Source organism: Streptomyces noursei, assembly GCF_001646665.1.
Taxonomy (GTDB): domain Bacteria; phylum Actinomycetota; class Actinomycetes; order Streptomycetales; family Streptomycetaceae; genus Streptomyces; species Streptomyces lavendulocolor.
Genome location: NZ_LWBU01000200.1, coordinates 17,151 through 28,704 on the forward strand (window position 1 = coordinate 17,151; position 11,554 = coordinate 28,704).

Annotated in this window: 10 protein-coding genes; all 10 read left to right on the forward strand. The window is 72.9% G+C overall.

The genetic code is table 11. From position 1 onward, the window contains the following. Window positions 1-3: 3 nt before the first annotated feature. Complete coding sequence (locus A4V12_RS17030) at window positions 4-876, forward strand: glycosyltransferase family 2 protein (RefSeq protein WP_064070215.1); 873 nt, start codon at window positions 4-6, stop codon at window positions 874-876. A 116-nt stretch (window positions 877-992) separates the two neighbouring features. Then, on the forward strand, window positions 993-1,922 hold the full coding sequence (locus A4V12_RS17035; protein ID WP_064070216.1) for an ABC transporter permease: 930 nt from the start codon (window positions 993-995) through the stop codon (window positions 1,920-1,922). Beyond that, on the forward strand, window positions 1,915-2,730 hold the full coding sequence (locus A4V12_RS17040) for an ABC transporter ATP-binding protein (protein WP_234372200.1): 816 nt from the start codon (window positions 1,915-1,917) through the stop codon (window positions 2,728-2,730). Before A4V12_RS17035 ends, A4V12_RS17040 begins: the two co-directional genes overlap by 8 nt. Before the next feature lie 424 nt (window positions 2,731-3,154). Then, window positions 3,155-4,060: a squalene synthase HpnC gene (gene hpnC / locus A4V12_RS17045; protein WP_064070217.1), complete on the forward strand. Its 906-nt coding sequence runs from the start codon at window positions 3,155-3,157 to the stop codon at window positions 4,058-4,060. A gap of 8 nt (window positions 4,061-4,068) precedes the next feature. Continuing rightward, the gene (gene hpnD / locus A4V12_RS17050; protein ID WP_064070225.1) at window positions 4,069-5,007 is read left to right on the forward strand and encodes a presqualene diphosphate synthase HpnD; all 939 of its coding nucleotides are present in this window, start codon (window positions 4,069-4,071) and stop codon (window positions 5,005-5,007) included. Between the two features lie 104 nt (window positions 5,008-5,111). After that, a complete protein-coding gene (gene hpnE / locus A4V12_RS17055) occupies window positions 5,112-6,509 on the forward strand; it encodes a hydroxysqualene dehydroxylase HpnE (RefSeq protein WP_064070218.1) in 1,398 nt (465 codons plus the stop codon). Beyond that, window positions 6,506-7,606, forward strand: a complete 1,101-nt coding sequence (locus tag A4V12_RS17060) for a polyprenyl synthetase family protein (protein ID WP_064070219.1) — start codon at window positions 6,506-6,508, stop codon at window positions 7,604-7,606. The genes hpnE and A4V12_RS17060 overlap by 4 nt, the downstream gene beginning before the upstream one ends. Before the next feature lie 116 nt (window positions 7,607-7,722). Next, the gene (shc, locus tag A4V12_RS17065; RefSeq protein WP_064070220.1) at window positions 7,723-9,735 is read left to right on the forward strand and encodes a squalene--hopene cyclase; all 2,013 of its coding nucleotides are present in this window, start codon (window positions 7,723-7,725) and stop codon (window positions 9,733-9,735) included. Further along, complete coding sequence (locus tag A4V12_RS17070) at window positions 9,735-10,427, forward strand: 1-hydroxy-2-methyl-2-butenyl 4-diphosphate reductase (RefSeq protein ID WP_064070221.1); 693 nt, start codon at window positions 9,735-9,737, stop codon at window positions 10,425-10,427. Before shc ends, A4V12_RS17070 begins: the two co-directional genes overlap by 1 nt. Before the next feature lie 5 nt (window positions 10,428-10,432). Beyond that, on the forward strand, window positions 10,433-11,455 hold the full coding sequence (gene hpnH / locus A4V12_RS17075) for an adenosyl-hopene transferase HpnH (protein ID WP_064070222.1): 1,023 nt from the start codon (window positions 10,433-10,435) through the stop codon (window positions 11,453-11,455). The last annotated feature ends 99 nt before the right edge of the window (window positions 11,456-11,554 follow it).

Here is an 11,554-nt window from a genome sequence, read left to right on the forward strand (position 1 = left end):
GGCATGCGGCTGGGCGCCGTGATCATCACGATGGGCAACCGCCCGGACGACCTCCGCGCGCTCATCGAGTCCGTCCGCAAGCAGGACGGCGACCCGGTGGAGGTCGTCGTCGTCGGCAACGGCGCTCCCGTCACGGGCGTCCCCGAGGGCGTACGCACCATCGACCTCCCCGAGAACCTGGGCATCCCCGGCGGCCGCAACGTCGGCATCGAGGCGTTCGGTCCCGGCGGCACCGACGTGGACGCGCTGCTGTTCCTGGACGACGACGGCCTGCTGCCCCACACCGACACCGCCGAGCTGGTCCGCCAGGCGTTCACCGCCGACCCGCGGCTGGGCATCATCAGCTTCCGCATCGCCGACCCGGACACCGGTGTCACCCAGCGCCGGCACGTGCCGCGGCTGCGCGCCTCCGACCCGATGCGCTCGTCCCGGGTGACGACCTTCCTCGGCGGGGCCAACGCCGTCCGCACCCAGGTGCTCGCCGAGGTCGGCGGGCTGCCGGCGGAGTTCTTCTACGCGCACGAGGAGACCGACCTCGCCTGGCGGGCGCTCGACGCCGGCTGGATGATCGACTACCGCGCGGACATGGTGCTCTTCCACCCGACGACCGCGCCCTCCCGGCACGCCGTCTACCACCGCATGATCGCCCGCAACCGGGTCTGGCTGGCGCGCCGGAACCTGCCCGCGCCCCTGGTGCCGCTGTACCTCGGCGTCTGGCTGCTGCTCACGCTGGCGAGGCGCCCGTCGGTGCCGGCGCTCAAGGCCTGGTTCGGCGGCTTCAAGGAGGGCTGGGCGTCCCCGTGCGGGCCGCGCCGGCCCATGAGGTGGCGTACGGTGTGGCGCCTGACGAGACTGGGCCGCCCACCCGTCATCTGACAAGCTCGGAATCTGACAAGCTCGTCACCGACAAGCACGGGGCACCCGGGGGCCCGGCCGCCACCTGACCCGCCCGCCCCATCTGCCGCGCATCTTGGACACGAAAGTTTCAACTTGTGAGTGAGACAACCCATGACGGAGCGATCGCCGTGACCGCCCCGCCATCCGCGGACGCGGGCCTGTCCCCGGCGGAACTGGCCGCCAAGTACGGCCTGTCGGTCAGCGGTGCCCGGCCCGGTCTGGCCGAGTACGTCCGGCAGCTGTGGGGGCGCCGTCACTTCATCCTGGCCTTCTCCCAGGCGAAGCTCACGGCGCAGTACAGCCAGGCCAAGCTCGGCCAGCTCTGGCAGGTGGCGACCCCCCTGCTCAACGCGGCGGTCTACTTCCTCATCTTCGGCCTGATCCTGAACGCGGGCCGGGGCATGGAGAAGGACATCTACATCCCGTTCCTGGTGACGGGTGTCTTCGTCTTCATGTTCACGCAGACGTCCGTCATGTCCGGCGTGCGGGCGATCTCGGGCAACCTGGGGCTGGTGCGGGCCCTGCACTTCCCGCGCGCCTCGCTGCCCATCTCCTTCGCGTTGCAGCAGCTTCAGCAGCTGATGTTCTCGATGATCGTGCTGTTCGTCATCGCGGCGGCGTTCGGCAGCTACCCGTCGCTCAGCTGGCTGCTGATCCTGCCGGCGCTGGCGCTGCAGTTCGTCTTCAACGTCGGCCTGTCGCTGATCATGGCCCGGCTCGGCAGCAAGACCCCGGACCTCGCGCAGCTGATGCCGTTCGTCATGCGCACCTGGATGTACGGCTCGGGCGTGATGTTCTCGATCCCGATCATGCTCCAGGACAAACCGGCGTGGATCGCCGACGTCCTGATGTACAACCCGGCGGCCATCTACATGGACCTGATCCGGTTCGCGCTGATCGACGGGTACGGCTCGGAGTACCTGCCCTCCCACGTCTGGCTCGCGGGCCTGCTGTGGGCCGTGCTGGCCGGGGCGGCCGGGTTCGTGTACTTCTGGAAGGCAGAGGAGCGGTACGGCCGTGGCTGATCAGACGACCGACGACGTGACCGCCACCGCCGCGGCCGACGGCGCCCGGATCCCCACCGTGATCGCGGACGACGTGCACATCGTGTACCGGGTCAACGGCGGCGGGGGCGGCAAGGGCAGCGCCACCGCGGCGCTCAGCCGCATCCTGCGCCGCGAGAAGGGCGAGTCCCGCGGTGTGCGCAAGGTGCACGCCGTGCGCGGGGTGTCCTTCACCGCGTACCGGGGCGAGGCGATCGGGCTGATCGGCACCAACGGCTCCGGCAAGTCGACCCTGCTGCGCGCCATCGCCGGCCTGCTGCCCACGGAGAAGGGCAAGGTCTACACCGACGGCCAGCCCTCGCTGCTGGGCGTCAACGCGGCCCTGATGGGCGACCTGACCGGCGAGCGCAACGTGATCCTCGGCGGACTGGCCATGGGCATGTCGCGCGAGGAGATCCGGGAGCGCTATCAGGACATCGTCGACTTCTCCGGCATCAACGAGAAGGGCGACTTCATCACCCTTCCCATGCGGACGTACTCCTCCGGCATGGGGGCCCGTCTCCGGTTCGCCATCGCCGCGGCCAAGAACCACGACGTCCTGATGATCGACGAGGCGCTCGCCACGGGTGACCGCAAGTTCCAGATCCGCTCCGAGCAGCGCATCCGCGAGCTGCGCAAGGAGGCCGGCACGGTCTTCCTGGTCAGCCACAGCAACAAGTCGATCAGGGACACCTGCGACCGGGTGCTGTGGCTGGAGAAGGGCGAGCTGCTGATGGACGGCCCCACGGACGAGGTGCTGCGGGCGTACGAGAAGGAGACCGGCCGGTAACCGGTCGCACGCGGTCGCCGGGGGCCCCTGCCGAGGAGCGTGGCGGGGGCCCTTTCGGCGGCCTCGCGGGGGCGGGCACGCGCGGGTGGCCGCACCGCTCCCGGATGCCATGTTTCGGTCAAGTCCCGTACCGATCGGGACGGTTGGGGCCAAGTGCGTGACTGTTCCGGTGCGTGCGGCACCCCGGCACGGTCCCGGACGTTGTACAACGTAAGCTGTACCGGTGCTGATTCGCGGCAAGTGGGGCGATATTCCCCGGGCCCCCGCCGTGCCGGGGTGGTGCCTCGCCGACTGGACCGGCGGCGTGTCCGAAATGGGATGTATTGGGTCGGCAGTGTAGAACGGGAGACGTGACGGCAATGACGGTGAATCCCCAGCCCCGCCTCCGCAAGGGTCCCGCCGTCCCCGCGCCGGGCAGTCCGCAGTGACAGGTACCCGGCAGGTGCGCCCCGACGCCTCCCCGCGCACCACACTCGACAAGGCCGCCCACGAGAACTTCCCGGTGGCCCCCTTCTTCCTGCCCCGCGCCTGGCGCGACGACCTGATGGCCGTCTACGGCTACGCCCGGCTCGTCGACGACATCGGCGACGGCGACCTCGCCCCCGGCGGGGCCGACGCCCGCCACCTGGGCGCCGAGGGCGAGACGGACCGGCTCGCCCTGCTCGACGCCTTCGAGGCCGACCTGCGGCGCGTCTTCGACGGCACCCCGTCGCACCCGCTGCTGCGCGCCCTGCGGCCCACCGTCCGGCGCCACGCGCTCACCCCGGAGCCGTTCCTCGCCCTGATCGAGGCCAACCGCCAGGACCAGAAGGTGCGGCGCTACGAGACCTTCGACGACCTCGTCGCCTACTGCGAGCTCTCCGCCAACCCCGTCGGCCGCCTCGTCCTGGACATCACCGGCACCACCAGCCCCGAGCGCCTCCGCCGCTCCGACGCGATCTGCACCGCCCTCCAGATCGTCGAGCACCTCCAGGACGTCGCCGAGGACCTCGCCCACGACCGGATCTACCTCCCGGCCGTGGACATGAAGCGGTTCCACGTCACCGAGGCCGACCTGGCCCGGCCCACCGGCGGCGCGTCGGTCCGCGCCCTCGTGGCGTTCGAGGCCGACCGCGCCCGCCGGCTCCTCGACGACGGGGCGCCCCTCGTCGGCAGCGTCCGCGGCCGGCTGCGACTCCTGCTCGCCGGGTTCGCCGGCGGCGGACACGCCGCCCTCGACGCCATCACGGCCGCCGGCTACGACGTGCTCCCCGGGCCGCCCAGGGCCACCAGACCGAACCTGATGCGCGCGGTGGCGGCCGTGCTGCGCAGCGCGCGTGGAGAGGGGTGAGCGGGACCGTGGAAGGACAGACCGGGACGTCGGCGCCGGTGGCGGCCGCGTACAGCTACTGCGAAGCCGTCACCGGACAGCAGGCCCGCAACTTCGCCTACGGCATCCGGCTCCTGCCGGCCGAGAAGCGGCAGGCCATGTCGGCGCTGTACGCGTTCTCCCGGCGGGTCGACGACATCGGGGACGGCACCCTCGTCCCCGAGGCCAAGGCCGACCGCCTCGAAACCACCCGCGAGCTGCTCGAACGGATCCGCAAGGGCGCGGTCGACGAGGACGACACCGACCCGGTGGCCGTCGCCCTCGCCGACGCCGCCCGCCGCTTCCCGCTGCCCCTCGGCGGCCTCGACGAACTGATCGACGGCGTTCTGATGGACGTGCGCGGCGAGACGTACGAGACCTGGGACGACCTCAAGGTCTACTGCCGGTGCGTCGCCGGCGCCATCGGCCGCCTCTCCCTCTCCATCTTCGGCACCGCGCCCGGCGCCCCCGGCGCGGAACGCGCCCCCGAGTACGCCGACACCCTCGGCCTCGCCCTCCAGCTGACCAACATCCTGCGCGACGTCCGCGAGGACGCCGCGACCGGGCGCACCTACCTGCCCGCCGACGACCTCGCCAAGTTCGGCTGCTCCGACGGGTTCCGCACCGCCGCCCCGGCCCCCGGCGCCGACTTCGCCGGACTCGTCCACTACGAAGTGCGCCGTGCCCGCGCCCTGTTCGCCGAGGGGTACCGGCTGCTGCCCATGCTCGACCGGCGCAGCGGCGCCTGCGTCGCCGCCATGGCCGGCATCTACCGCCGCCTCCTCGACCGCATCGAACGCGACCCCGAGGCCGTCCTGCGCGGCCGCGTCTCCCTGCCCGGCCGCGAGAAGGCGTACGTCGCCGTGCGCGGCCTGTCCGGCCTCGACGCCCGCACCGTCTCGCGGCAGCAGGTCAGGAGGCGCGCCTAGATGACCACCCTGCCCGCGGCCCGCCCGACGAACCGGCACAATCGGCGCGCAACCCTCCGCCGCCGCCCCGCGTCCCTGACTGCGACGACCCGACGGGAGACCGCATGAGCGACGAGCCGACCCCCGGCCGCACCGCACCGGGCCACGCCGTGGTCGTCGGCGGCGGCCTCGCGGGCGTCACCGCCGCCCTGCGCCTGGCCGACTCCGGACTGCGCGTCACGCTCCTGGAGGGCAGGCCCCGCCTCGGCGGCCTCGCCTTCTCCTTCAAGCGCGGCGACCTCACCGTCGACAACGGCCAGCACGTCTACCTCCGCTGCTGCACCGCCTACCGCTGGTTCCTCGACCGCGTCGGCGGCGCCCACCTCGCGCCCCTCCAGCCCCGCCTCGACGTGCCGGTCCTCGACGTCGCCCACCCCCGCGGCCCCCGCCTCGGCCGGCTGCGCCGCACCGCGCTGCCCGTGCCGTTCCACCTCGCCGCGAGCCTCGCCCGCTACCCGCACCTCTCGCTCGCCGAGCGCGCGGGCGTCGGCCGCGCGGCCCTCGCCCTGGCGAAGCTCGACCCGGCCGACCCCGCCCTCGACGGCATCGACTTCGCCGCCTGGCTCGCCCGCCGCGGCCAGTCGGGGCGCGCCGTCGAAGCCCTGTGGGACCTGATCGGCGTCGCCACCCTCAACGCCACCGCCCCGCACTCCTCCATGGGCCTGGCCGCCATGGTCTTCCGGACCGCCCTGCTGACCGACCCCGGCGCGGCCGACATCGGCTGGGCGCACGTCCCGCTCGGCGACCTCCACGACACCCTCGCCCGCAAGGCACTGGACGCCGCCGGCGTACGCACCGAACTGCGCGCCAAGGTCACCGCCGTCCTGCCCGGCGCGCACGGCCGCTGGAGCGTGGACGTGCCCGGCGAACGGCTGGAGGCCGACACCGTCGTCCTCGCCGTACCGCAGCGCGAGACCCACGACCTGCTGCCGCACGGCGCGCTGGACGACCCCGGCGCACTGCTCGACATCGGCACCGCCCCCATCCTCAACATCCACGTGCTCTACGACCGCAAGGTGCTGCGCCGTCCGTTCTTCGCCGCGCTCGGCTCACCCGTCCAGTGGGTCTTCGACCGCACCGACGCCTCCGGGTACACCGACGGCCAGTACCTCGCGCTGTCCCAGTCGGCGGCCGGCGACGAGATCGACGAGCCCGTCTCCGTGCTCCGCGAGCGCTACCTGCCCGAACTGGAGCGGCTGCTGCCCGCGGCACGCGGCGCGAAGGTCCGGGACTTCTTCGTCACCCGGGAGCGGACGGCGACGTTCGCGCCCACCCCCGGCGTCGGACGGCTGCGGCCCGGCGCCCGCACCCACGCGCCGGGCCTCCACCTGGCCGGCGCCTGGACCGCCACCGGCTGGCCCGCGACCATGGAGGGCGCGGTCCGCAGCGGCTTCACCGCCGCGGGTGCGGCCCTCTCGGCCCTCGGCCGCCCCCATGTACATCCGCTCGAGGAGGCGGCATGAGCCTGAGTACTGGAACCAGAGGAGAGACCGTGCCGACTGTGCCCCCGGTGAACCCGGTCGTCGACACCGCGGACGTCACCGCACTGCTGGAGCGTGGCCGGACCATGTCCACCCCGGTCCTGCGCACGGCGGTGCAGCGGCTCGCGCCGCCCATGGACACCGTCGCCGCCTACCACTTCGGCTGGATCGACGCCCACGGCCGGCCCGCGGACGGCGACAGCGGCAAGGCCGTGCGCCCGGCCCTGGCCCTGCTGTCCGCCGAGGCGGCGGGGGCGGCGCCCGAGGTCGGCATCCCCGGCGCGGTCGCCGTGGAGCTGGTGCACAACTTCTCCCTGCTGCACGACGACCTGATGGACGGCGACGAGCAGCGCCGCCACCGGGACACCGTGTGGAAGGTCCACGGCCCGGCCCAGGCGATCCTCGTCGGGGACGCGCTGTTCGCCCTCGCCAACGAGCTGCTGCTGGAGCTCGGCACCGTGGACGCCGGCCGTGCCACCCGCCGGCTGACCACGGCGAGCCGCAAGCTCATCGACGGCCAGGCCCAGGACATCTCCTACGAGCACCGCGAGCGGGTCACCGTCGAGGAGTGCCTGGAGATGGAGGGCAACAAGACCGGGGCCCTGCTCGCCTGCGCCTGCTCCATCGGCGCGGTCCTCGGCGGCGCGGACGACCGCGTCGCCGACACCCTGGAGGCCTACGGCTACCACCTGGGCCTCGCCTTCCAGGCCGTCGACGACCTGCTCGGCATCTGGGGCGACCCGGAGGCGACCGGCAAGCAGACCTGGAGCGACCTGCGCCAGCGCAAGAAGTCCCTGCCGGTGGTCGCCGCCCTCGCGGCCGGCGGACCGGCCTCCCGGCGCCTCGGGGAACTGCTCACCGCCGACGCCAAGAACCCCGACCTCGACAGCTTCTCCGAGGAGGAGTTCGCGATGCGCGCCGCCCTCATCGAGGAGGCGGGCGGCCGGGAGTGGACCTCGGAGGAGGCCCGCCGCCAGCACGCCGTCGCGATCGAGGCGCTGCACCGCGTCGACATGCCGGAACGGGTCCGCGCCCAGCTCACCGCCCTCGCGGACTTCGTCGTCGTACGAAAGCGATGACCGTCATCGGGACCATCATCCGCACCATATGAATCGCTAGTCGCCGGCCGGTGCTCCGCGCACCGGCCGACGGCCCACCCGCAGCCGCAGAACGCCAACTGCACGAAGGGGAAGCCATGACAGCGACGACCGACGGAAGCACCGGGGCCCTGGAGCCCCGCGCGCCCTCGGCCACCGGGACCACCACCGGAACGACCACCACCACTTCGACCCCCGCCCCGAGCGACCTGGCGGACGTCGCCGCGCGGGCCGCCCAGCGCTCCATCGAGCACCTCCTCGCCCGGCAGGACGACGAGGGCTGGTGGAAGGGCGACCTCGAGACCAACGTCACCATGGACGCCGAGGACCTCCTGCTGCGGGAGTTCCTCGACGTACGGGACGAGGAGACCACCCGCGCGGCGGCCCTGCACATCCGCGGCGAGCAGCGCGACGACGGCACCTGGGCCACCTTCTACGGCGGCCCGGGCGAACTGTCCGCCACCATCGAGGCGTACGTCGCCCTCCGCCTGGCCGGTGACCGGCCCGACGAGCCGCACATGGCCCGCGCCGCCGCCTGGATCAGGGAGCGCGGCGGCATCGCCTCCGCCCGGGTCTTCACCCGCATCTGGCTGGCCCTGTTCGGCTGGTGGAAGTGGGACGACCTGCCCGAGCTGCCACCCGAGATGATCTTCCTGCCGCGGTGGTTCCCGCTCAACATCTACGACTTCGGCTGCTGGGCCAGGCAGACGATCGTGCCCCTCACCGTCGTCTCCGCCAAGCGGCCCGTCCGCCCCGCGCCCTTCGCCCTCGACGAGCTGCACACCGACCCCCGGATCCCCAACCCGCCCAGGCCGCTCGCCCCGGCCGGCACCTGGGAGGGGGCGTTCCAGCGGCTCGACAAGGCGCTGCACCTCTACCACCGGTTCGCCCCGCGCCCGCTGCGCAGGGCCGCGATGAACAGCGCCGCCCGCTGGATCATCGAGCGGCAGGAGAACGACGGCTGCTGGGGCGGCATCCAGCCGCCCGCCGTCTACTCCCTGATCGCGCTGCACCTGCTCGGCTACGACCTGGAGCACCCGGTGATGCGCGCGGGCCTGGAGTCGCTCGACCGGTTCGCGGTGCGGCGGGGCGACGGGGCCCGCATGATCGAGGCCTGCCAGTCGCCCGTCTGGGACACCTGCCTGGCCGTCATCGCACTGGCCGACGCCGGTGTGCGCCCCGACCACCCGGCGCTCGTCAAGGCCGCCGACTGGATGCTGGGCGAGGAGATCGTCCGCCCCGGCGACTGGGCCGTCCGCCGGCCCGGACTCACCCCCGGCGGCTGGGCTTTCGAGTTCCACAACGACAACTACCCGGACATCGACGACACCGCGGAGGTCATCCTCGCCCTGCGCCGGGTCAGGCACCCGCACCCCGAGCAGGTCGAGGCGGCCGTGCGGCGCGGGGCCAACTGGACGGCCGGCATGCAGTCGCGCGACGGTGCCTGGGGCGCCTTCGACGCCGACAACACCAGCCCCTTCCCCAACCGGCTGCCGTTCTGCGACTTCGGCGAGGTCATCGACCCGCCCTCCGCCGACGTCACCGCCCACGTGGTGGAGATGCTGGCGCACGAGGGCAAGGCCCGCCACCCGCGCACCCGGCGGGGCATCGCCTGGCTGCTGGCCGAACAGGAGGCGTGCGGCGCCTGGTTCGGGCGGTGGGGCGTCAACTACGTCTACGGCACCGGCTCGGTGGTGCCGGCCCTCACCGCCGCCGGGCTGCCCACCACGCACCCGGCCGTCCGGCGGGCCGTCGCCTGGCTGGAGTCCGTGCAGAACGCCGACGGCGGATGGGGCGAGGACCTGCGCTCCTACCGGGAGCAGGAGTGGATCGGCCACGGCGCCTCCACCGCCTCCCAGACGGCGTGGGCGCTGCTCGCCCTGCTGGCCGGCGGCGAGCGGGAGTCCAAGGCGGTCGAGCGGGGCGTCCGCTGGCTCGCCGAGACCCAGCGGGAGGACGGCTCGTGGGACGAGCCGTTCTTCACCGGCACCGGCTTCCCGTGGGACTTCTCCATCAACTACCACCTGTACCGGCAGGTCTTCCCGCTGACCGCGCTCGGCCGGTACCTCCACGGCGAACCGGTGGTCGGCCGGCTCGGCAAGGGCGCCTGATGGCGGCCGGACCGGTGCCCTCCGGTTCCGTCCGGGCCCCCGGCCCCGCGCCCGCCGCCCCGATGCTGATCGCCTGCGCGCTCGGCATCGAGCAGCTCGCGCTGCGCATGGGCCGGCGCCTGCACGGCGGCGCGTCGCCCGGACCGGTGACGGTCATCCGCACGGGCATGGGGCCGGCGAACGCCCAGCGGGCGGTGACGCGGGCCCTGGAGGGCGGCGAACTGCGCGGCGCCGCCGTCGTCGCCTCCGGGTTCTGCGCGGGGCTGGAGCCGGGCATGCACCCGGGCGACCTGGTCGTCGCCGACGAGACCCGCGGCCCGGGCGGCTCGACGCCCTGCACCGGCACCGAGCTGCTCGTCCGGGCGCTGGAGCGGGCCGTTCCCGGGCGCACCGTCCACACCGGCCCGCTGAGCGGCTCCGACCACGTCGTGCGGGGCCAGGAGCGGGCGCAGCTGCGCGGTACGGGGGCGATCGCCGTCGACATGGAGTCCGCCGCCACCCTGCGCAGCGCGCTGAGCACGGGGGTGCGCTCCCGCCCCGTTGCGGCCGTACGGGTGGTCGTGGACGCCCCGGAGCACGAGCTCGTCCGTATCGGCACGGTACGCGGGGGAATATCGGCCTTCTGTGTTCTTCGTTCGGTATTGCCCGCTTTCTTTGAATGGCACCGTTCTTTGCTGCTCCCCAGGAGGTGAGCCAGATGGCCATGCCGCTTCGCCAGACCATCCGGGTAGGGACGTATCTCTTCGAACAGAAGCTGCGCAAGCGGAAGAAGTTCCCGCTCATCGTCGAACTGGAGCCGCTCTACGCCTGCAACCTCGCCTGCGAGGGCTGCGGCAAGATCCAGCACCCCGCGGGGGTGCTCAAGCAGCGCATGCCGGTCGCCCAGGCGGTCGGGGCCGTCCTGGAATCCGGTGCGCCGATGGTCTCCATCGCCGGCGGTGAGCCGCTGATGCACCCGCAGATCGACGAGATCGTCCGCCAGCTGGTGGCCAAGAGGAAGTACGTCTTCCTCTGCACCAACGCCCTGCTGCTGCGCAAGAAGATCGAGAAGTTCACGCCGTCGCCGTACTTCGCCTTCGCCGTGCACATCGACGGCCTGCGCGAACGGCACGACGAGTCGGTCGCCAAGGAAGGCGTGTTCGACGAGGCGGTGGCGGCCATCAAGGAGGCCCAGCGGCGGGGCTTCCGGGTCACCACCAACTCCACGTTCTTCAACACCGACACCCCGCAGACCGTCATCGAGGTGCTCAACTTCCTCAACGACGACCTCAAGGTCGACGAGATGATGATCTCGCCCGCCTACGCCTACGAGAAGGCACCCGACCAGGAGCACTTCCTGGGCGTCGAGCAGACCCGCGAACTGTTCCGCAAGGCCTTCGCCGGCGGCAACCGGCGGCGCTGGCGGCTGAACCACTCCCCGCTCTTCCTGGACTTCCTGGAGGGCAGGGCCGACTTCCCGTGCACCGCGTGGGCGATCCCGAACTACTCGCTGTTCGGCTGGCAGCGCCCCTGCTACCTGATGGCCGACGGCTACGTCCCCACGTACAAGCAGCTCGTCGAGGAGACCGACTGGGACAAGTACGGCCGGGGCAAGGACCCGCGCTGCGCCAACTGCATGGCCCACTGCGGCTACGAGCCGACCGCCGTCCTCGCCACCATGGGCTCCCTCAAGGAGTCGCTGCGCGCCGCCCGCGAGACGCTCTCCGGAAGCGGGGGGTGAGGTGATGCCGGAACCCGTGGGCCTCGGACTGCCCGCGCTGCCGCCCCGGCCGATCGCCGACCGCCGTGTCAGTCGCAGGATCCAGGTCGGGTCGGTCGC

What these genes read in the sequence shown, in the direction of transcription:
- shc (WP_064070220.1), top strand. Translation starts at nt 7,723, where the DNA reads ATGACAGCGACGACCGACGGAAGCACCGGGGCCCTGGAGCCCCGCGCG.
- A4V12_RS17060 (WP_064070219.1), top strand. Translation starts at nt 6,506, where the DNA reads ATGAGCCTGAGTACTGGAACCAGAGGAGAGACCGTGCCGACTGTGCCC.
- A4V12_RS17070 (WP_064070221.1), top strand. Translation starts at nt 9,735, where the DNA reads ATGGCGGCCGGACCGGTGCCCTCCGGTTCCGTCCGGGCCCCCGGCCCC.
- A4V12_RS17030 (WP_064070215.1), top strand. Translation starts at nt 4, where the DNA reads ATGCGGCTGGGCGCCGTGATCATCACGATGGGCAACCGCCCGGACGAC.
- hpnE (WP_064070218.1), top strand. Translation starts at nt 5,112, where the DNA reads ATGAGCGACGAGCCGACCCCCGGCCGCACCGCACCGGGCCACGCCGTG.
- hpnH (WP_064070222.1), top strand. Translation starts at nt 10,433, where the DNA reads ATGGCCATGCCGCTTCGCCAGACCATCCGGGTAGGGACGTATCTCTTC.